Raw genomic sequence first — 20615 nt, 5'->3', positions numbered from 1 at the left:
GACCTGCGGTCCGCGCCCCGGAACGACGCTGCACAATCGTCGTTCATCACTCGAACTCGATCTCGTCGCCGAGATAGGCCGCGACGACCTGCGGATCCTCGCGCACCTCGTCCGGCTTGCCGCTGAGGAGAATACGGCCGTAGATCAGCACAGAAATGTGGTCCGCGAGCGCGAACACGGCGGTCATGTCGTGCTCGACCAGCATCATGGCGAAGCGGCCTTTCAGCCGGCGCAGCACGGCGATCAGGCGGGCCGTCTCCTCCCGACCGGTTCCGGCCATCGGCTCGTCGAGCAGCAGCAGCTTCGGCTCGGTGACGAGCGCCATCGCGAGCTCGAGGGCCCGCTTTTCCCCATGCGACAGATGTCCGGCCGGCACGGCGGCCCGATCGGCGAGCCCGACCTCGTCCAGCGCCGCCATGGCGGGCCGATTGAGGGCCGGCTCGGCCGCGGCGTCGCCGAAGAAACGGAAGCTCGAGCCGGAGCGCGCCTGCACGGCGAGGGCGACGTTCTCCAGCGCCGAGAAGGCGGGCAAGACGGAGGTGATCTGGAACGTGCGGGCCAGCCCGAGCCGCGCCCGCCTGTGCGGGGCGAGCCGAGTGATGTCGCGCCCGGCGAACAGGATCGTTCCGGAGTCGGAGGGCAGCACACCGGAGATCTGGTTGATCAGCGTGGTCTTGCCGGCGCCGTTCGGGCCGATGACGGCGTGCAGCTCGCCGGGCGCGACCGAGAGCGTGACCTGGTCGGTGACGACGAGCCCGCCGAACTGCTTTCGCAGCCCGTCGATGGCGAGGACCGGCTCAACCACGGGGGCCCCTCCGTCCCGCTGCTCGGGCGAGCGCGGCGCCGATGCCGATCAGACCGCCCCGCACGAACACCACGACGAGGACCAGCAGCGGTCCGAAGATCATCTTCCAGTGCTCGGTCAGGGCGGAGAGCCATTCCTCCAGCAGCAGGAACGCGGCCGCCCCGACGATGGCGCCGTGCAGCGTGCCGAGCCCGCCGAGCAGCACCATGATGATCAGCTCGCCCGAGCGCTGCCACGACATGTAGGCCGGGCTGACGAACTCGGTGGCGTTGGCGAGCAGAAAGCCGGCCAGGCCGCCCGCCATGCCGGCGATCACATAGGCGGCGAGCTGGAACCGATAGACCTGGAAGCCGAGCGTCGTCATCCGTAGCGCATTGTCCTTGGCGCCGCGCAGCACCCGGCCGAAGCGCGAGGCGACCAGTGCGCGGAACAACAGGTAGACGACGAGCAGCGCGACCAGGACGACGTAGTAGAAGACCAGCGGCTGCTCGAACAGGGGCAGGCCGAGCACGGTGTTGCGCTCCTGCACGGTGAGGCCGTCGTCACCGCCGTAGGGGGCGAGCGACGACGCCGTGAAGAACGCCATCTGGCCGAAGGCCAGCGTGATCATGATGAAGTAGACGCCCTTGGTGCGCAGGCAGACGAAGCCCGTCACCAGCGCGAACAGGCCCGACGCGAGGAGCGCCACCGGCAGGGCGACCACCACGTCGGTGAGGCCGTGCGAGGCGAGGATGCCGACCGCGTAAGCCCCGATGCCGACGAAGGCGGCCTGCCCGAACGTCACCAGCGCCGCATAGCCGATCAGGAGATCGACCGACAGCGCCGCGATGGCGAAGATCATCACCCGGGTGAAGAGGTCGAGCAGGTAGCCGGCCGACAGCGCGAAGGCGCCGGCCGGAACCAGGGCGAGCGCCGCGAAGACGAGGGCTGGCAGCACCACGGTCCGGCGCGGCCGGGTGAGGACCGGCACAGCGTCGGCCGGCGCAGCTGCAGGAGTCATCTCAGCGGCCCTTCGCCGGGAACAGGCCGGTCGGCCGCACATACAGGACCACGGCCATCAGCAGATAGATCAGCATCGAGGCGAGCGCCGGCCCGACCGTACGGGCTGTCGAGGAGGACATGACCAGCCGCAGCAGGTCGACGGCAAAAGAGCGGCCGAGCGTGTCGACGAGGCCGATCAGCAGGGCGGCCACGAAGGCGCCGCGGATCGAGCCGATGCCGCCGATGACGATCACCACGAAGGCGAGGATCAGGATGGTGTCGCCCATGCCGGGCTCGACCGACAGGATCGGCGCGATCATGATGCCCGCGAAGCCGGCCAGCATCGCTCCGAACCCGAACACCAGCGTGAACAGCCGCCGGATGTCGACGCCGAGCGCCGACACCATCTCGGCATTGGTGGCGCCGGCCCGCACCAGCATGCCTATCCGGGTCCACGAGACCAGCACGTACAGCAGCAGCGCCACCGCGAGGCCGCTGCCGATGATCACCAGCCGCCACACCGGATAGAGGATGCCGGGCGCCAGAACGATCGAGCCGGTGAGGGCCTCCGGCACCGGCAGCGACAGCGGCGCGGCGCCCCACACGTATTTCACGGCGCTGTTGAGGAACAGGATGATCCCGAAGGTCGCGATCACATGGTCGAGGTGGTCGCGCCCGTAGAGATGGCGGAACACCGCCGCCTCCAGCAGCAGGCCGAAGAGCAGCGCGGCGGCGAGCGCCAGCACCAAGGCGAGCAGAAAGCTTCCGGTCAGCCCGTAGAACGCGACCGCCAGATAGGCGCCCAGCATGTACTGCACGCCGTGCGCCAGGTTGATGAAGTCCATCACGCCGAACACGAGCGTGAGGCCGGCCGCGATCAGGAACAGCAGCACCCCGAGCTGGAGGCCGTTGAGAACTTGGACGACGAGAAGCGTGGTCGACATCGGGACGGCTGCGATCGTGGCGTCTCGTCCGCCCCCGCGCGGGGAGAGCCGGTTGCGCGGCGGATCGCAGACCTGTCCGTCCCGGCGAACGGTCGGCGCGAGCAACTCGCGGCAGGTGAACAGAACGGCAGAGCCGCGGCGGGCGCGGACCATGACCCGGATGACCGGGCGCCGGCGACAATCGGGGCGATCCGGCTCGCTTGTCAACAGGATACGACAATTCGGGCAACCGGCCGGTCGCCCGGCGCCTGCCCGCTCACGGGCCGGTGCGGGTGAAGACCAAGCCCTGAACCGCGACCTGCGGCGGCCCGCCCGGCGTCGGCTCCGCCTTGCGCACCGTGTAGCGCGGGTGGCCGGCCAGTTCCGCCGCGGTACACAGCGCCTTACGGGTGAACAGGATGTGCCAGCTCCGGTCGATGCAGAACAGGTCCTCGTGCCGCCGCTTGGCATAGGCCTGCACGCCGACGACATGGCCCCACACATAGCCCCAGTCGTTGCTGCCATCGAGGTCCAGCACGATGCGCCCGGCGGCCGCGAGCGGCTTCACGGCCCGGTAGATGTCGACCACGCCGGGGGCGTTGTACTCGACCACGTAGTCACCGGGCTGCGCCATCGCCCTGTGGACGCCGGCCAGGCAGAAGACCCAGGCGACGAGCGCGACGGCGGCGCGCAGCCGCGACCGGACCAGCTTCAGCAGACAGGCTGCCGCGAGCCCGGCCGCGAGCGCCGGCACCGCGTAGTAGAAGTAGCCGATATACTGGAGCTCGATCATGTCGACGCCGTGCCGCGCATAGGTCAGCATCGCCAGGAAAGCGGCCACGAAGGCGGCGATCAGGCCGTTGGCACCGCGGGTGAAGCCGTCGAGGTCGCTGCGCCGGCCGAGCAGCACCAAAGCGGGCAGCGCGATCACGGCGCCGACGACGAACGGCACCGGGCCGCCCCAGAAGAACCAGATGAAGCGTAGCGAGGCCAGGATGCCGTTCGACTTCCGATGCGCGCCGAAATTCAGATAGTCCATCACGGGCCCGGGAAACGCCCGGACGGTGAGGATGAGCAGTGGGATGAAGAAGACGAACAGCAGGGCACCGGCCACCGCCAGACGTGTGAGGTTCGCCCCCCAGAAGCGGCGGCTCGCGATCCGGGTGCCGCTGCCACGGTCGGTCTCCAGCACGGTGTTGGCCGCCAGGACCGTGAGGCCCATGACGAGCATGACGACGCCGAAGGAGGCATGGCCGTTGACGAGGAAGCCGGCGCTCACCGCCAGCGTGCCGAGCGAGTCCGTGCGGCCATGCACCAGGCGGGAGATCGCCACCACGAAGGCCGCGAACGGGCAGACATAGAGGTGCGGGAACCACGGCCCGTTGAGGGTCTGGCCGTCCAGCATCGCGATGCAGAGCGTGAACACGGCGGTCGCCAGCGCCGCCGGGGCAGTATCCTCGAAGGCCCTGCAGAGCACCCTGAAGATCAGGACGATCCAGATCGTGGCGTAGAGCGAGACGGCGACGAGCTGCCCGGCGAACGGCGACGAGACGAGCCCGAGGCGATCGTGGATCACCGCCTCGCCGGCCGCCAGGACGTAAAGGATCGCCGGGCCCGGGTGGTTGAAACCCACCCGCGAATAGTTGCCGGTCAACAGCCCGAACGACTTGGCGTCCAGAATCAGCAGCGTGTTGGCGGCGAAATCGCCGGTCTCGACGCCGGCGCCTGCGACCAACGGCGCGTTCACCGATAGCAGCACGACCGCGACTGCGACGGCGATCGCGGCGCCCCAGGCGAGCCGCCCGACGACACCGGCGGCCGAAGACGCGGTCGGGCCGACGGGCCCGGCCGGACCGGCCGAGTTCAAAGTCGACATCCTGTCCCCCTCGCAGATGCCCAGGCGACCGACCCGGCCCTTCGCCCGCCGGCAGGCCGCCGGCTTCTCGTCACTTCATCTTGCAGTCCTTCACGTACGGATCGGCGTAATCGTCGAAGACCTTCTCGACGATCTCGGTCTGGTACTTGCCGTCGGCGCGCTTGGCGACCTTGGTCAGGTAGAAGTCCTGGATCGGATAGTTGTTGGTGTTGTACTTGAAGTCGCCGCGCAACGAGACGAAGTCGGCCTTGCGCAGCGCCGCCCGCAACGCGTCGCGGTCTTTGGTGTCGCCCTTGGTCGCCTTGAGGGCGCTGTCGATCAGCAGGGCCGCATCGTAGGACTGGAACGCGTAGGTGGCCGGGACGGCGCCGTATTCCTTCTCGTAGGCGGCGACGAAGGCTTTGTTCTGCGGGGTGTCGAGATTGGGCGCCCAGTTGGAGCCGGCGAAGAAGCCGAGCGCGGCGTCCTGCTGGGCCGGCAGCGTCGACTCGTCCACCGTGAAGGTCGAGAACACCGGAATCGTGTCGGCCAGCCCGGCCTGCCGATACTGCTTCACGAAGTTGACGCCCATGCCGCCCGGCAGGAACACGAAGACCACCTCGGGCTTCGCCGCGGCGATCTTGGACAGCTCGGCCGAGTAGTCGAGCTGGTTCAGAGGGACGTAGACCTCGTCGAGGATCTCGCCCTTGAAGTATCGCTTGAAGCCGGCGAGCGAGTCCTTTCCGGCCTGGTAGTTGGGGGCCATGATGAAGGCGGTCTTCTTGCCGGAATCCTGGGCGTGCTTGCCCGAGATCTCGTGCATCTGGTCGTTCTGGTAGGAGGTGACGAACAGATTCGGATTGCAGTCGCGGCCGGCATAGTTGGAGGTGCCGGCGTTCGGGCTGATCAGGATGGCGCCGCCGTCGGTCGCCGGCTTCACGATCGCCTGGAGGATGTTGGAGAACACCGGACCGACCACGAAGTCGACCTTGTCGCGGTCGACGAAGGCCTTCACCTTGCCCACCGCGATGTCCGGCTTGAGCTCGTCGTCCTGCACCAGCACCTCGACGTCGCGGCCGCCCAGCTTGCCGCCGAGCTGCTTGACGGCGAGCTGGAAGCCGTTGCGGATCTGCTGGCCGAGCACCGCGGGCGGTCCCGACAGGGTGGCGATCACCCCCACCTTGAGCTTCTCTTGAACCTTGTCCTGCGCCTGCGCCGGAGCGACCAGGGCACAGGCCGCGACGGCGGCGAGCATCGAAACGGTTTTGGTCATCGCAACTACTCCTCCGGGGAAACGGGCGAGCTTCGGGGGCGGGTACAGCCGGACCGCGAGATAAGCCGGTCGGGGGCTCGCCTTTCAAGCGAAAAATCGTGGCTGCGGCAGGGGATCGCCCGTCCCCTGTCGGCCCGGCGGCTTGCACGACGGAACCGAAAAGCGCACTTTCCCGCCCGGACGCTGGTCCCGGCTCCGGTACGGGGCCGTAGCCGGCCCGCGCGGGGCCGGAGGGGGAACATTTCATGATCGAGCCGTACAACGCGGTCGGCCTCATTCCGACCTTCTGGGGCATCCGCACGCGCGACGACATCAAGAACAACATCGAGCATTTGAAGAGCCTGACCAAGGCGGCCTTCTGGCTGTCCAACCTCGACATCCCGGTCCGCCTCCTCGCCATTCCCGAGGGCGGCCTGATGGGCTTCAACGACGAGGTCCTGGACGTCGACCACGCCGACTTCGCCAACACCTGCGCGATCGACATCCCGGGCCCGGAGACGGACGAGATCGCCAAGCTCGCGCGCGAGTGGAACGTCTACATCATGGCGCAGGCCAAGGCCCGCCATCCGGACTGGAAGGACCGCTTCTTCAACGTCGGCTTCGTCGTCGACCCGGACGGCGCGATCGTCCTCAAGCACTACAAGCTCGGCGCGCTGCTGCCGGTGGAGCGCTCGGTGTCGCCGCACGACATCTACGACTGGTGGATCGAGAAATACGGCCGCACGCTCGAGGCCTTTTGGCCGGTCGCCGACACCAAGATCGGCCGGCTCGGCATCATGATGGCGATGGAGGGGAGCTATCCGGAGAACGGCCGCGGCCTCGCCATGAACGGCGCCGAGGTGGTGTACCGCGCCTCGCTGCCGGCCCCGTTCACCGAGAACGACTTCTTCGAGATCACCAACCGCTGCCGCGCGCTCGAGAACAACATGTACATCGTGGCGCCCAACATCGGCAGCTACCACCTCTATCCGGAGGGCAAGACCGGCATCGACGCCGGCGGCGGCCAGTCGATGATCGTCGACTACCGCGGCCAGATCGTCGGCAAGCAGCGCGACACCAACGGCTCGACCTTCGTCTCCGGCGTCATCAACATCGAGGCGCTGCGCCACCACCGCGAGAGCGCCCAGGTGACCAACTGGCTCAAGGACGTGCGCACCGAGCTCGCCCAGATCATCTACGAGCAGCCGGTCTATCCGAAGAACATGTACATGGACAAGATTCCGGCCAAGCCCGCCTCTCCGGCTCGCTCCACCGACCGGAGGCGCGAGTTTCGTCGCATGCCGTCGACCAACGACGTCGGATTCAAACGGACGAACTGGGGAATCCCGAATGATCTACCTGCCACGATCCAACTTCACGGCCGAGCAAGAGCCCGAGTGGCGCGTCTACAACAAGATCGCCGCGCGGCTGCTGCCGTTCCTGCTCGTGCTCTACGTCATCTCGTTCCTGGACCGCGTGAACGTCGGTTTCGCCAAGCTGCAGATGTCGGTCGACATCGGCCTGAGCGACGCGGCCTTCGGGTTCGGCGCCGGGGTCTTCTTCCTCGGCTACTGCGTCTGCGAAATTCCGAGCAATCTCGCGCTGCAGCGCTTCGGCGCGAAAATCTGGATCGCCCGCATCATGATCGTGTGGGGCCTGATCTCGGCCAGCCTGATGTTCGTGCAGACCGAGAAGCAGTTCTACATCCTGCGCTTCCTGCTCGGCATCGCCGAGGCCGGCTTCTATCCGGGCATCATCCTCTATTTGACCTACTGGTTTCCGGCCCGGCTGCGCTCGCAGATCTGCGCCATCTTCTTTCTCGGCATCGCCTTCTCGGGCGTCATCGGCGGCCCGTTGTCGGGCTGGATCATGCACACCTTCAGCGGCCTCTACGGGCTGCACGGATGGCAGTGGCTGTTCCTGGTGGAAGGCCTGCCGGCGACGCTCGGCGGCATCGTCGCGTTCTTCTATCTGGAGGACGGGCCCGCCAAGGCGAAATGGCTCGACGACGGCGAACGCCGCATGGTGGTGGACGCGCTGGTCGCCGAGGATCTGCAGAAGAAGGCGGCCGGCTACGGCCACCGCTTCCTCGACGCGATCAAGGACGTCAATGTCTGGCTCCTGGCGATCACCAACTTCTCGCTGCTCGGCGGCACCTACGGCCTGTCGTTCTGGCTGCCGCAGATCGTCAAGGATCTGGGCGTCAACAACCTCCTGGTGAACGGGCTGCTCACGGCCATTCCGTTCACCTGCGGCAGCGTCGCCATGGTCGTGATCGGCAAGAGTTCCGACCGGCATCACGAGCGCAAGTGGCACACCGCTGTCTGCGCCTTCGTCGGAGCCGCCGGCCTGGTTCTCAGCGGCGTGTTCGGCCACAACCCCTATGTCTCGCTGTTCGGCCTGTCGGTCGCGGTATCGGGGGCGCTGGCCGGGCTCGCGGTGATGTGGGCCCTGCCCGGCACCATCCTGACCGGTGCGGCGGCGGCCGCCGGCATCGCCCTGATGGCGACCATCGGCAATCTCGGCGGCTACACCATGCCGTTCATCATCGGCTGGGTGAAGCAGCTCACCCAGCAGGTCGAGTTCGGCCTCTACGCGATGGCGGCCATGATGGTGATCGGCGGCCTCGTGATGCTGGTGATCCCGAAGCTGCGCGGGCGCACCTCCGTGGCGGCCGTGGAGCCGGCCCGCTCCAGCCCGGTGGCATCGGCGCTCTGATTGCCGTAGATTGACGCCGACACGCGAACTGCGCGAGAGGCACGTCCCCCGGACGTGCCTCTCGCCGCAACGGGAGGGCGCGCGCCGGCCGGGTCCGGGGCCGTCCGCCGGGCCGAGAGCAGGATGACCGACGAGACTCCGCCGCTGAACCGCCACGCCATCATCACCGGCAGCCGCGATCCGCGCGCCAAGACCCCCGACCCGGACGAGGTCTCGGTCCAGTCGGTCGCCACCTCGTTCCGCATCCTCGACGAGCTCGCCGCCGCCGGCCGGCCCCTGCGCCTCACCGAGATCGCCAACGCGCTGCACGAGACCAAGGCCAAGGTCCATCGCCACCTGACGACGCTGCGCCAGCTCGGCGCCATCGAGCAGGACGGCGGCACCGAGCGCTACCGGCTCGGCTGGAAGCTGGTCCAGCTCGGCGAGTCGGTGGCCGAGCAGTTCAATCTGCGGGAGATCGCCGCGCCGTTCCTCACCGCGATCCGCGACGAGACGCGCGAGACCGCGCTGCTCGCGGTGCCGATCGGCTGGGAGACCCAGGTGATCAGCGTCGCCGACAACATCTATGCGCGCGTGTTCATCTCGATCAAGCCCGGGAACCGGCCGCTGCCGCACGCGGCGGCGCAGGGCCGCGTCGTGCTCGCCTTCTCGGCGCCCGAGATCGTCGATCGCGCGCTGTCGCGCGAATTGGTGCGCCTCACCCCGCACACCCTGACCGACAAGGTGATCCTGCGCCAGCGCCTCGCCGCGATCCGCGAGCGCATGTGGGACACGGCGGACAGCGAGATCATCGAGGGGGTCAACACCCTGTCGGTGCCGATCCTGCGCGACGGCGACGAGATCGCCGGCGTGTTCTCGATCGTGGGGCTGAGCGGCAACATTCCGGGCGAGCCCGATCCGAATCAGCTCGAGGTGCTGCATCGTCACGCCCGGCTGCTGTCGGAGTCGCTGAACGGAATGGCCTATGGTCGCGGCCCGACGCCGGCCGACGACGAGCCGGTGCGTCGGCGCGGCCGACCGCGCGGCGGCGGCTGAGCGCCGCGCTTCGGCGCAATGGCGAGGGAATCAGCAGCTATCCGCGCAACGCCTTGGGGCCAGCCGAGGGGGCGACGCGGGGATTGACGCAGCAGGGCAGCCGCTCGCCGGGATTGTCGGCGTGCCAGCGGATCGTGTGAGCGTCCATGCCGAGCCCGATCAGCGCCTCGAACAGCGCCGCCCGCCGGCCGTCGAAATAATACTGGTCGGTCGCCAGCTCGTATCTGCGCGCCGCCACCTTGGACCCGAACTCGAGCAGATCGAGGCCGCGGACCTGCATGTGGACGGCAAAGCGATGACGCGCCATTTCGTGGGCTCCCCCGGGAGAACCATGACGCGTCGTGCCGCGCCGCGAAATCCGGGAGAGCGCGTCCCTACCATCGTACGTCGATGGTGCCAGAGGGTCGCACGCGGCCATGCGCGGCGCCCGGTGGCGCTGCGCGCGGTATCTTGATGCCGGCAAGGTCGCGGCCGTTAGGCCGCCTCCGGGTGCATTTCCAGCCGGCTGAGCTCGCCGTCGATCAGGTCGCGATAGAGGCCGGGGCGGCGCAGCAGGTGGCCGGGAGCGCCGTCCTGGACGATCTCGCCGTCGCGGAAAACCAGGATGCGGTCGAAGTTGGAGACCGTGGAGAGGCGGTGGGCGATGGCCAGCACGGTGCGGCCCGTCATCAGCCGGGCGAGCGCCTCGCGAATCGCCTCCTCGGATTCCACGTCGAGGGCCGAGGTCGCCTCGTCGAGCAGGAGAATCGGCGCATCCTTCAGGAAGGCGCGGGCGATGGCGATGCGCTGGCGCTGGCCGCCCGACAGCTTGACGCCCCGGTCGCCGACCGGGGTATCGAGGCCGGCCGGCAGCTCGGCGATGAACTCGGTGCAGCGCGCCGCCTCGGCGGCCTGCCACACCTCCTCGTCGGTGGCGTCGGGCCGGCCGTAGCGGATGTTCTCACGGATCGTGCGATTGAACATCGAGACGTCCTGCGGCACCACGGCGATGGAGGCACGCAGGCTCTCCTGGGTGACGCGGGCGATGTCCTGGCCGTCGATCAGGATACGGCCGCCCTGCACGTCGTAGAATCGCTGCAGCAGAGCGAACACGGTCGATTTGCCGCTGCCTGAGCGGCCGACCAGGCCGACGCGCTGGCCCGGCGCGATGACGAGGTGCAGCCCGTCGAACACCGGCCGGCCGCCCGGATAGCCGAACGAGACGCCCTCGAAGGTCACGCTCGCGCCGTTGCGCACCAGCGTCGAGGCCTGCGGATGGTCGCGCAGCACGTGCGGCACCAGCATGGTGGCGAGCGCCTCCGACAGGCGGGCCATGTGCTGGGTCACGTCGACCAGCGCCACCGCGAGATCGCGGGTCGCATTGAGGATCGACAGGCCGAGCGTGCCGACCAGCACGACCTGCCCGGCCGTCGCGGCGCCGCGCTGCCACAGCAGCACGGCCCAGGCGAGCAGCCCGACCGTGAGGACGATGGTGACGACCGCGTGGAACAGCCGGATCCGCTCCAGATAACGAAGGCTGCGGCGGCGCGCCGTCATCTCCCGATCGAGCGTGTCGTCGAAGCGGCGATGCTCACGGCCGAGGCCGCAGAACATCTTGACCAACGACATGTTGCCGATCACGTCGATCATCTCGCCGTCGACCGCCGCGGCCTTGTCGGCGAAGGCGTGATGCAGCGGGCGTCCCGCGGCCGCGAGCCTGATCATGATCGCCACGATCACGGCGGCGACCGCGACGAGGCCGGCCGCCATGGTCCAGTCCACGGTGGCGACGAAGACGACCGCGCCCACGGTGGCGACGCAGGGCGGCAGCACGTTCCACATGACCATGTTCTCGATCGTGAACACCGCGTTGGACGTGGCGGTGACGCGACTCGTGAGCATGCCGGGAAGGCGATCGCTGAAATAGCTCGGTGCGTGCCCGGTGAGGTGGCGAAAGAGATCGCGCCGCAGATCGCCGGTCACGCCCACGAAGGTCGAGCTCGCGACCCAACAGGCGATGCGCCACAACAGATTGTCGGCGGCGATCAGCGCCACCATGAAGCCGAGCGCCAGCCAGGCGCCGTTGCTCGACGGACCGGGAGCGAGCGAATCGACCAGGACCTTGATGCCGTATTGCGTGGCGACCGAGCAGCCGACCGCGACCAGCACGGCGATCAGGATGAAGGCGTGGGCCGCGGGGCGCATTCTCACATAACGGAACAGGAAGGCGAGGGGGCGGTCGGCGTAACGGCACAGGTCGTCCATGGGACTTTCTCACGCGGCGGAAGAGAAGCATCGCCGAGGCTTGTGATTCCAGCAGCGCTGCCCCAACGCGTGAGGTGCAGTGCGGTTTCGCGGAACTGCATAATACCCGGCACGTTTACGAGCTTGTGTGCGTGCCGAGACGATTCGCGTGGACACGGCTTTGTTTGTCACCATCGTCTTGCCGCTTCTTTGTCACGACTGCCCTCGATCTGGGCATCCACCGGACTGCCGACCAATCGAGGTGTCATCATGCGCATCGCTCAGATCGCTCCCTTGACGGAAGCCATCCCGCCGAAGCTCTATGGCGGCACGGAACGCGTCGTGTCCTGGCTCACCGAGGAGCTGGTCGCGCTCGGGCACGACGTGACGCTGTTCGCCAGCGGCGATTCGGTGACGGGGGCGACGCTGCGCTCGGTATGGCCGCGAGCGCTGCGGCTCGATCCGTCGGTGCGCGACGCCGGCGCGCTCCATGCATTGATGCTCGAGACGGTCCGCCGCGAGGCGCATCGCTTCGACATCCTGCATTTTCATCTCGACTATTTCCCGTTTTCCCTGTTCTCGCGCCAATCCACGCCGTTCGTCACGACGCTGCACGGACGCCTCGACCTGATCGAGCAGCAGCCGCTGTTCGACGCCTTCTCGACCGTTCCGGTGGTGTCGATCTCGGATGCGCAGCGCCGGCCGCTGCCGCAGGCGAACTACGTGCGCACCATCCATCACGGGCTACCGCACGACCTGCTCGCACCGGGATCGCAGCCTCCGCGGTATCTGGCGGCGCTCGGGCGCATCTCGCCCGAGAAGGGCTTCGACCGGGCGATCCGGATCGCCGCGCAATGCGGACTGCCGCTCAAGATCGCGGCCAAGATCGACAGGGTGGACCGCGACTATTTCGACAGCGAGATCGCGCCGCTCCTGGAGCTGCCGCATGTCGAGTTCATCGGCGAGATCCGCGACGACCAGAAGGCCGAGTTCCTCGGCGGCGCGCTCGCGCTGCTGCTGCCGGTCGACTGGCCGGAGCCCTTCGGCCTGGTGATGATCGAGGCGATGGCCTGCGGCACGCCCGTGGTCGCCTACGACCGCGGCTCGATCCCGGAGGTGGTGGAGGACGGCCGCACCGGCTTCGTGGTGGCGGACGAGGCCGCAGCCGTCGAGGCGGTGCGGCGGGTGCCGCAGCTGTCACGCGCCGCGATCCGCGAGCGCTTCTGCGAGCGCTTCTCGGCCCGGCGGATGGCGGAGGACTACGTCGCCGTCTATCGCGAGCTGATCGCCGCCTCGGCCGACGGCGTGCTGCCGGCCGCCGCGGTCCCGACGCTGGCGCCGGTGTAGCGGCCGTCAGCAGCGCGGCGGCGCCGTCTCCGGCGCGTCCGGGTCGTCGCCGCCGGGCCTCGTCTCGGGCATCATGATCAGCGCCAGCGCGAGCCCGGCGGCGGCCGTGGCGGCGAGGGCGAAGAAGGCGACGCTGCCGCCGAACCGGTCGCTCAGATAGCCGGCGAACGTGGTGCTGAGCGCGGCGCCGATGCCGACGCCGGTGCCGACGATACCCTGCGCCAGATTGAAATGCCCGGTGCCGCGTGTCACGTCGGCGATGATCAGCGGCACCATGACGGCCATCACGGCGGCCGTGATCCCATCGAGGATCTGCACGGCGACCAGCACGACCGGATCCCTCACGAAGGCGAACAGCACGCCGCGGATCGCCAGCGCCAGGAATCCGAGCAGCAGGATCGGCCGCCGCCCCCAGGCCTGGGCCCGCCGGCCGACCGCCGGCGAGAACAGCGCGACCACAATCTGCGGCACCACGATGCAGGCCGCGATCAGTACGGTCGCCCAGTCGCTCGATCGGCGCGTGAGGATGCCGCCCATCAACGGCAGCATGGCGGCGTTGGCGAGGTGGAACAGCACCATGGCGGCGGCGAACACCACCAGGGGGCGGGTCAGCACGGCGCTCATCACGGCGGTCGGATCACGCGGCGCCTCGTGCGGCACGCCGCCATGGGCCTTGACCGGATCGATGTCGCGCTCGCGGATGCGCAGGATCGCCAGAATGGTCGGGACGCCGAGCAGCACCGTGACGTAGAAGACGGCGCGGTCCGACAGGAAATAGCCGCAGGCGCCCATGCCGGCCGCCGCCACGCCGTTGCCGATCGCCGCGAAGCGGGCGTTGCGGCCGAGCCGCTCGCCGACCGCCGCATGGCCGACCAGGCCGAGGCTGATCGCCGCGATGGCGGGACCGAGAATGCAGCTTCCGGCCGAATGGATGATCTGCGCGGCCGTCACCGACGCGAAGCTCGGCCACGCCGCGATCATCAGCGCGCTGACGCTCACGCTGGCGACGGCCAGCACGGCGATGCGCCGCTCCGAGCGCGCCGCATCGACGATGGCGCCGCCCGGGATTTGGCCGAGCAGCGCCGCGAGGCCGCCGATCGTCAGCACCAGGCCGATATCGACCTGGGTCCACGCCTGCGCCGTGAGATAGACGGCGATGAAGGGCCCGAAGCCGGTCTGCGCATTGGCCAGGAAGAAGGTGAACCAGTCGAGCCCCTGCAGGCTCTCCCGCGACGGCGGCGCCGGCGGCTCGCCGGAGGGCGGCGAAGCGCCTTCGCCGCCGCCGATCGCTCCGGCGGATTCCACCCTGCGCTCGGGCCGGCCGGTGTCTGACCGCGCGATCTCCAGCGTCACTTGTCTGGCGGCGGCGGGCTGCGGGGCGCTGCAGCCGGAACGGCCGCGCCGAGAAGCACGATCGCCTCGCCCGACTTGTATTCGGGCGCCATCCGGAGCTGGTCCTTGGTCATGTCGGCCGTGATGACCGACGGCTTCTCACCGTCGAAGCGCAGCACGCTCCAATCGACCGCGATCTTGCGGCTGCCGACACCCAGGAATCCGCCGAAGTCGATGACGGCGCCGCGCACATGGCCGGCGCGGCTGACGATCACGTCGACGATCCGCCCCATGTTCTCGCCGGAGCTGGCGCGGATGCTCTTGCCCAGGATGCCGTCGACCTCGCGCTCGTCCAGAACCGCCGCGGGCGTGCCGGCGGCCGGTGTTCCGGGCGCCGGGGCCGGATTGGTGGCGGGCGGCACGGCGGCGGGTGTCGCCGCAGGAGGAGCGGGCGGCGGCGCAGCCGGGGCCGGCGCGGCCGGAACGTCGGCCTGGGCGACCTGAAGGCCCGGCTTCGTCTCTCCGGCGTTCGCTGCATCGATGGGGACCGTGCCGGAGGACAGGACCGGGACGATCAATGCGATCGAGAGAACTCGAATCATCTCAACGCTGCTCCTCGCTCGGCGCTCGTCGGACAACAGAGCCCGGAGCACCCCGTTCCACACACACGAAAGCCATGTTGTTCTGATCACGTGGCGCCGTCGTGGCCGAGCAGCGCCCGGCCCGCGACAGCGATCACATTGCACAGAGGCGGAGCCAAGAGCCTGTTCTTTGGGCGGAACCGAGCAGCAGTCTTTCTGTTGAGCAGCAGGACCCTCGCCGGGGATTGGAAACAGCCGTGAAGATCGCCCAGATCGCGCCCTTGATGGAGAGCGTGCCGCCGCGCATGTACGGTGGTACCGAGCGAGTCGTCTCTTATCTTACGGAGGAGCTGGTTCGGCAGGGTCACGACGTGACACTGTTCGCCAGCGGTGATTCGGTCACCCAGGCGGAGCTGGTGGCGTGCGCGCCGTGCGCGCTGCGCCTCGATCCGTCGGTCGCAGATCCGATTCCTTATTATATGCTGATGCTGGACGAGGTGCGGACGCGCGCCGACGAGTTCGACGTGCTGCACTTTCACGTCGACCCGCTGCATTATCCGCTGTTCCGCCCGATCCGCGAGCGCACCGTGACGACGCTGCACGGCCGCCAGGATCTTCCCGATCTCCCGGCGCTCTACCGCCGGTTCGGCGACATGCCGCTGGTGTCGATCTCCGACGACCAGCGTCGCCCGATCGCCCACTGCAACTTCGTCGCGACGATCCATCACGGGCTGCCGCTGTCGCTGCATCGCCCCACCTTCGCGCCGACCGGCGGCTATCTCGCGTTCCTGGGCCGTATCTGTCCGGAGAAGCGGCCGGATCTCGCCATCGCCATCGCCCGCGCCGCCGGGCTGCCGCTCAAGATCGCGGCCAAGATCGACAAGGTCGACCGCGCCTATTTCCACGAGACCATCGAGCCGCTGCTGGCCGGCGGCGGCGTCGAACTGGTCGGCGAGATCAACGAGACAGAGAAGACGCGCTTCCTCGGCGACGCGCTGGCCATGCTGTTCCCGATCGACTGGCCGGAGCCCTTCGGTCTCGCCATGATCGAGGCGATGGCCTGCGGTACGCCCGTGCTGGCGTTCCGCCGCGGCTCGGTGCCGGAGATCGTGGAGGACGGCGTCACCGGACGCATCGTCGACACGGTCGAGCAGGCGATCGCGGCGCTGCCCGAGGTGCTGGCGCTCGACCGCCAGGCGGTGCGCCGGGGATTCGAGGCGCGCTTCTCGGCCGCCCGCATGGCCGAGGACCACGGCCGACTCTATCAGTTGATCACCGCGCAGATCCCGCCCGCACAGGTGGGACCGCTGCCGCTCAGGGCCGCGGCCGTGGACGTCCGTCGCGCGGTCGATTTCCCGCTCGCGCCAACCGGGTTGCAATTCAATGGAAATAGCCTCGCCAACGACGGTGTCCCCGGCTGACACCGTCCAGGACGACGCCTTCTACATCCCTGCGACCGGACCGACACGGCTGAGCCGCATCCTCAAATGCGGCGACAGCTTCGCGGTTCTCGACAGCCACGGCGACATCGGCGCGACGGCGGGCGCCCCGGACGGCCTGTTCCACGCCGACACCCGCTACCTGTCGCGCTTCGAGCTGCGGATCGCCGGCGCGTCGCCGCTGCTGCTCGGCTCCAACGTGCGGGACGACAACACGGTTCTCACCGTCGACCTGACCAATCCGGACATCTATGCCGGCAAGACGATCGCGCTGGAGAAGGACACGCTGCATGTGGTGCGGACCGTGTTCATCTGGGACGGGCGCGCCTATCATCGCTTCGGCCTCACCAACCACGCCGACCGGCCCATCGGGCTGGAGGTGTCGCTGCTGTTCGCCAACGACTTCGCCGACCTGTTCGAGGTCCGCGGCTTCGAGCGCAAGCGGCGCGGCACGTCCCGCAGCGACGTCGTCGGCGACGCGACCGTGATGCTCACCTACGACGGGCTGGACGAGAGACAGCGCCGCACCACGATCGCGTTCGACCCGGCACCGACGCGGCTCGACAAGAGCCGCGCCTCGTTCCAGCTCGCTTTCGAGGCCGGGCAGAGCCGATCGATCTTCGCGGTGGTGCGCTGCGCCGATCCGGAGGACGAGCGGCCGCCGGTGTTCTACCGGGCACTGTCGCAGGCCCGGCGCGGACTGCAGCGGGCGGCGAGCCGCGCCACCACGATCGAGACGTCGAACCAGATCTTCAACGAGATGATCTGCCGGGCGGTCAGCGACCTCTACATGCTGGTCACCGACACGCCGCAGGGTCCCTACCCTTACGCCGGCATCCCCTGGTACTCGACCACGTTCGGGCGCGACGGCCTGATCACGGCGCTGCAGACGCTGTGGCTCGATCCCGCCATTGCGCGCGGCGTGCTGCGGCGCCTCGCCGCCTTCCAGGCGAAGACGCGGGACGCGGAGTCCGACGCCGAGCCCGGAAAGATTCTGCACGAGATGCGCGGCGGCGAGCTGGCGGCGCTCGGCGAGATCCCGTTCGGCCTCTATTACGGCAGCGTCGACTCGACACCGCTGTTCGTGCTGCTCGCCGGGCTCTATGCCGAGCGGACCGGAGACGACGAGACGCTGAAGGAGCTGTGGCCGGCGATCGACGCGGGGCTGCAGTGGATCGACGGGCCGGGCGATCCCGACCGCGACGGTTTCACCGAGTATCACCGCGCCACCGAGCGTGGACTCGCGAACCAGGGCTGGAAGGATTCGCACGACGCGATCTTCCATGCCGACGGCCACCTGGCGGACGGGCCGATCGCCCTCGCCGAGGTGCAGGGCTACGTCTACGCGGCGAAGCTGCTGATCGCGCGCGGTGCGGCACGGCTGGGCCACATCCATCTCGCGTCGCGTCTGCAGAAGGAGGCGACCGAACTGGCCGAACGGTTCGAGGCGGCGTTCTGGTGCCCCGAGATCGGCACCTATGCGCTGGCGCTCGACGGCAAGAAGACCCCCCTTCGCGTGCGAACCTCGAACGCCGGGCAGGTTCTGTTCACCGGGATCGCGCGACGCGACCGCGCCCTGGCGGTGATCGACGGGCTCCTGCGGCCGCCGTTCTTCTCGGGCTGGGGCATCCGCACGGTGTCGACGGGCGAGCGACGCTACAATCCGATGTCGTATCACAACGGCTCGATCTGGCCGCACGACAACTCGCTCATCGCGCTCGGCTTCGCCCGCTACGGGCGCAAGTCCGCCGTGGAGCCGGTGTTCACCGGCCTGTTCGACGCCGCGAGCTACATGGATCTGCGGCGGCTGCCGGAGCTGTTCTGCGGATTCCAGCGCCGCCGCGGCCGTGGCCCGACGCTCTACCCGGTCGCCTGCGCGCCGCAGGCCTGGGCGAGTGCCGCGCCCTTCCTGCTGCTGCACGCCTCGCTCGGCCTCGAGTTCGATCCCGAGCATCGCCAGATCCGGCTGCGCGACCCGCAACTCCCGGCCTTTCTCGACTGGGTGACGCTGCGCAATCTGCGTCTCGGCGACGCCTCGGTCGACCTGAAGATCCGCCGCCACAACACCACGGTGTCGGTCGAGATCCTCGGGACGCAAGGCACGCTGCACGTGGTGGTCGTCTACAGCGGCGGCCCCGGCAGCGCCGAGACCGCCGGCACGAGCCGCCCCGGCCCGTGGGGGTGATCGCGTATCAGTCCGGGATGATCGGCAGCAGCAGCGTGCTCGCCTGGGTGCCGCCGGTCAGGATCGTGCAGGTGCCGGAAAACTCCGGGCGGCCGCGGTCCTGCGGGTGGTCGTGCCGCATGCGGCCGGGGAGGCCGGGATACTCGAAGTCGTGCCCCATCAGGGTGAGCACGAGGCGATAGCCCTTGGGCAGCATCAGGCTGGTCGGCCAGATCTCGATGTCGACGGCGTAGGAGCGGCCGGGCTCGAGCGTCTCGATGCGATCGTGCGCGTGCACGGGGCGATACGGGCGCGAGCGCATCGGATCGAGCCGACGATGCGAGGCGCGCAGCCAGCCGCGGCTCACGGGCGTCCTCTCGTGGGCGCCGTCGAAGATCACCTCGCTGCCGTCGGGCCCGAAGGCGCGCAGCACCGCGAAGATGTCCATGTCGGTCGTGGACGAGGCGATCCACAGCCGCGCCGAGACGAAGCCGGTGATCTCGGTGTCGCTCTCCATCGGCGGCGTCGAGAAGTCGACGCCTTCGCCGCGCGCCTCGTAGGAAACCGCGCCCTCCTTGGCCGGCGGCTCGGGCCGCATCAGCCGCGACGCCGCGTCGAGATGCAGCGCGGTCCAGCGGGTGCGGGCGAGCGGAAACTCGGTCTCGCCGCGACGCACCGAGCCGTGCGGACTCCTGATGGACAGCTTCACACGGGGCTCGTCGTCGAAACCGTTCGCCTCGCCTTTGAGGAAGCGGTCGAAGAACCGCTTCTGCAGCGCGACGTATTCGGGCAGATAGAAGCTCTCGAAATGCGTGCCGTCGTGCACCGACAGCCATTTCTGCTCGGAGGCGGCGCCCAGGAATCCGTCGATGTTGCCGCGCAGATGGAGGCCGGGTCCGCCCCAGTTGCCGGCCGACAGGACCGGCACGGTGATGCGCGACGGATCGGGTGCGCGCTCGCGATACCATTCGTCGAACAACGGATGACGCAGGAACTCGCCGACATAATCGGTGCGGTTGCTCTCCAGCATCGCGGGCGACAGCGCCGGGCCGGTGTTGGGCAGGCCGGTGTCGCGGTCGCGATAGCGCGTTTCGCCGTTGCCGTGCTGGTTGACCAGAACCTGTCGCGGCCACCACGCCGAGGTGAAGCCGTCGCTGAAGATGCCGCCGTGCCGGTAGGCGTCGCGATAATAATCGAGGAAGCCTTCCCACGGCACGATGGCGGCGAGATGCGGCGGTTGCAGCGCCGCCACTGCCCATTGCGTGAAGGCATAATAGGAGATGCCGATCAGACCGACCTTGCCGTTCGACCAGGGCTGCTTGCCGGCCCACTCGATCGCGTCGTGATAGTCCTGGATCTCGCGCGGTGAGCGCGGATCCAGATAGCCGGGCGATTTCCCGGAGCCGCGCGAATCCACCTGCACGACGACGAAGCCGTCCGGCACCCAGACCTCGGGATCGACCGTCTCCCAGCGCAGAAAGCGGCCGCTGGTGCCGGTGGTGAACAGATCCGGATGGAGCGCGGCGAGCCGCTCCCATTGCGGCGCGAAGCCGTCGGCGAAGTGCACGTCCTTGCCGTAGAGGCCGTGCGCCATCACGACCGGGAACCGCCCCTCGCCTTCGGGCCGGAACACATTGGCGCGCAGCACGAGCCCGTCGCCGACCGGCACCGGCACGTCCTTCTGGAAGATCATGTTCGGTCCGCGCGCCGTGCCGACGATCTCGACCACGGTCTCGACCGGCGGTGCGCCGACAGCGGGGGAAGCAGCATCGTTCATGGTGTTGTCCTCACGTCCGTCGTTCCGGACCGCGCAGCCGCCGGGGCGAGGTTGCGATCGCGAGAGCCTCATATCGACAGAATGCAGCTGCTCGGCCCAAAGAGCCCCCCACCCCGACCCCTCCCCGCCAAGAGCTTCGCTCTCGGGGGGAGGGGAGCAGAAGCGCTGCGGCTCCCCTCCTCC

Annotated in this window: 15 protein-coding genes and 1 pseudogene; 6 read left to right on the top strand and 10 right to left on the bottom strand. The window is 68.9% G+C overall.

Annotation, left to right across the window (positions count from 1 at the left end):
- Positions 1-46: 46 nt before the first annotated feature.
- The 5 genes from CH341_RS13345 to CH341_RS13325 form a co-directional block, all read right to left on the bottom strand.
- The gene (locus CH341_RS13345) at positions 47-805 is read right to left on the bottom strand and encodes an ABC transporter ATP-binding protein (RefSeq protein ID WP_111419515.1); all 759 of its coding nucleotides are present in this window, start codon (positions 803-805) and stop codon (positions 47-49) included.
- Complete coding sequence (locus CH341_RS13340) at positions 798-1805, bottom strand: branched-chain amino acid ABC transporter permease (protein WP_111419514.1); 1008 nt, start codon at positions 1803-1805, stop codon at positions 798-800. Before CH341_RS13340 ends, CH341_RS13345 begins: the two co-directional genes overlap by 8 nt.
- A gap of 1 nt (position 1806) precedes the next feature.
- A complete protein-coding gene (locus CH341_RS13335; RefSeq protein WP_111419520.1) occupies positions 1807-2730 on the bottom strand; it encodes a branched-chain amino acid ABC transporter permease in 924 nt (307 codons plus the stop codon).
- Between the two features lie 256 nt (positions 2731-2986).
- Positions 2987-4585 carry a hypothetical protein gene (locus CH341_RS13330; protein ID WP_146604469.1) on the bottom strand — a complete coding sequence of 533 codons (1599 nt, stop codon included), beginning with the start codon at positions 4583-4585 and terminating at the stop codon, positions 2987-2989.
- A gap of 70 nt (positions 4586-4655) precedes the next feature.
- The gene (locus tag CH341_RS13325) at positions 4656-5819 is read right to left on the bottom strand and encodes an ABC transporter substrate-binding protein (protein WP_245431036.1); all 1164 of its coding nucleotides are present in this window, start codon (positions 5817-5819) and stop codon (positions 4656-4658) included.
- Between the two features lie 263 nt (positions 5820-6082).
- Between CH341_RS13325 and CH341_RS36430 the strand changes: the two are divergent.
- The 3 genes and pseudogenes from CH341_RS36430 to CH341_RS13310 form a co-directional block, all read left to right on the top strand.
- Positions 6083-6841: pseudogene (locus CH341_RS36430) on the top strand (nitrilase-related carbon-nitrogen hydrolase); the annotation flags it as partial.
- A gap of 325 nt (positions 6842-7166) precedes the next feature.
- Entirely contained in the window at positions 7167-8534 is a 1368-nt protein-coding gene (locus CH341_RS13315) for an MFS transporter (protein WP_111419511.1), read from the top strand.
- Positions 8535-8657: 123 nt separating this feature from the next.
- Positions 8658-9569, top strand: a complete 912-nt coding sequence (locus CH341_RS13310; protein ID WP_111419510.1) for an IclR family transcriptional regulator — start codon at positions 8658-8660, stop codon at positions 9567-9569.
- 37 nt (positions 9570-9606) lie between these two features.
- Here CH341_RS13310 and CH341_RS13305 read toward each other — a convergent pair whose 3' ends face one another.
- Positions 9607-9876, bottom strand: a complete 270-nt coding sequence (locus tag CH341_RS13305; protein ID WP_146604468.1) for a hypothetical protein — start codon at positions 9874-9876, stop codon at positions 9607-9609.
- A gap of 167 nt (positions 9877-10043) precedes the next feature.
- A complete protein-coding gene (locus CH341_RS13300) occupies positions 10044-11813 on the bottom strand; it encodes an ABC transporter ATP-binding protein (protein ID WP_111419508.1) in 1770 nt (589 codons plus the stop codon).
- 249 nt (positions 11814-12062) lie between these two features.
- Between CH341_RS13300 and CH341_RS13295 the strand changes: the two genes are divergently transcribed.
- Positions 12063-13139 (top strand): glycosyltransferase family 4 protein, encoded by a 1077-nt coding sequence (locus tag CH341_RS13295; protein WP_111419507.1) that lies wholly within the window; start codon positions 12063-12065, stop codon positions 13137-13139.
- A 6-nt stretch (positions 13140-13145) separates the two neighbouring features.
- Here CH341_RS13295 and CH341_RS13290 read toward each other — a convergent pair whose 3' ends face one another.
- Both CH341_RS13290 and CH341_RS13285 read right to left on the bottom strand, forming a co-directional pair.
- A complete protein-coding gene (locus CH341_RS13290) occupies positions 13146-14444 on the bottom strand; it encodes an MFS transporter (protein ID WP_111419506.1) in 1299 nt (432 codons plus the stop codon).
- Between the two features lie 44 nt (positions 14445-14488).
- On the bottom strand, positions 14489-15073 hold the full coding sequence (locus tag CH341_RS13285; RefSeq protein ID WP_111419505.1) for a PRC-barrel domain-containing protein: 585 nt from the start codon (positions 15071-15073) through the stop codon (positions 14489-14491).
- Between the two features lie 236 nt (positions 15074-15309).
- On the opposite strand from CH341_RS13285, the gene CH341_RS13280 reads away from it, so the two are divergent.
- Positions 15310-16473 carry a glycosyltransferase family 4 protein gene (locus tag CH341_RS13280; RefSeq protein WP_111419504.1) on the top strand — a complete coding sequence of 388 codons (1164 nt, stop codon included), beginning with the start codon at positions 15310-15312 and terminating at the stop codon, positions 16471-16473.
- Entirely contained in the window at positions 16436-18676 is a 2241-nt protein-coding gene (locus CH341_RS13275) for an amylo-alpha-1,6-glucosidase (RefSeq protein ID WP_111419503.1), read from the top strand. The genes CH341_RS13280 and CH341_RS13275 overlap by 38 nt, the downstream gene beginning before the upstream one ends.
- Positions 18677-18683: 7 nt before the next feature.
- Here CH341_RS13275 and CH341_RS13270 read toward each other — a convergent pair whose 3' ends face one another.
- Positions 18684-20432 (bottom strand): CocE/NonD family hydrolase, encoded by a 1749-nt coding sequence (locus CH341_RS13270; protein WP_245431034.1) that lies wholly within the window; start codon positions 20430-20432, stop codon positions 18684-18686.
- Between the last annotated feature and the right edge of the window lie 183 nt (positions 20433-20615).

This window comes from Rhodoplanes roseus (assembly GCF_003258865.1).
Classification (GTDB): domain Bacteria; phylum Pseudomonadota; class Alphaproteobacteria; order Rhizobiales; family Xanthobacteraceae; genus Rhodoplanes; species Rhodoplanes roseus.
The sequence above is the reverse complement of the archived record's forward strand: the minus strand, read 5'-3'. Positions and strand labels throughout refer to the sequence as shown.

Bases quoted from the DNA above. Each gene is read 5' to 3' on its own strand.
- CH341_RS13325 (WP_245431036.1), bottom strand. From the start codon at position 5,819: ATGCTCGCCGCCGTCGCGGCCTGTGCCCTGGTCGCTCCGGCGCAGGCG.
- CH341_RS13300 (WP_111419508.1), bottom strand. From the start codon at position 11,813: ATGGACGACCTGTGCCGTTACGCCGACCGCCCCCTCGCCTTCCTGTTC.
- CH341_RS13335 (WP_111419520.1), bottom strand. From the start codon at position 2,730: ATGTCGACCACGCTTCTCGTCGTCCAAGTTCTCAACGGCCTCCAGCTC.
- CH341_RS13295 (WP_111419507.1), top strand. From the start codon at position 12,063: ATGCGCATCGCTCAGATCGCTCCCTTGACGGAAGCCATCCCGCCGAAG.
- CH341_RS13330 (WP_146604469.1), bottom strand. From the start codon at position 4,585: ATGTCGACTTTGAACTCGGCCGGTCCGGCCGGGCCCGTCGGCCCGACC.
- CH341_RS13270 (WP_245431034.1), bottom strand. From the start codon at position 20,432: ATGAACGATGCTGCTTCCCCCGCTGTCGGCGCACCGCCGGTCGAGACC.
- CH341_RS13275 (WP_111419503.1), top strand. From the start codon at position 16,436: ATGGAAATAGCCTCGCCAACGACGGTGTCCCCGGCTGACACCGTCCAG.
- CH341_RS13315 (WP_111419511.1), top strand. From the start codon at position 7,167: ATGATCTACCTGCCACGATCCAACTTCACGGCCGAGCAAGAGCCCGAG.
- CH341_RS13340 (WP_111419514.1), bottom strand. From the start codon at position 1,805: ATGACTCCTGCAGCTGCGCCGGCCGACGCTGTGCCGGTCCTCACCCGG.
- CH341_RS13285 (WP_111419505.1), bottom strand. From the start codon at position 15,073: ATGATTCGAGTTCTCTCGATCGCATTGATCGTCCCGGTCCTGTCCTCC.
- CH341_RS13305 (WP_146604468.1), bottom strand. From the start codon at position 9,876: ATGGCGCGTCATCGCTTTGCCGTCCACATGCAGGTCCGCGGCCTCGAT.
- CH341_RS13310 (WP_111419510.1), top strand. From the start codon at position 8,658: ATGACCGACGAGACTCCGCCGCTGAACCGCCACGCCATCATCACCGGC.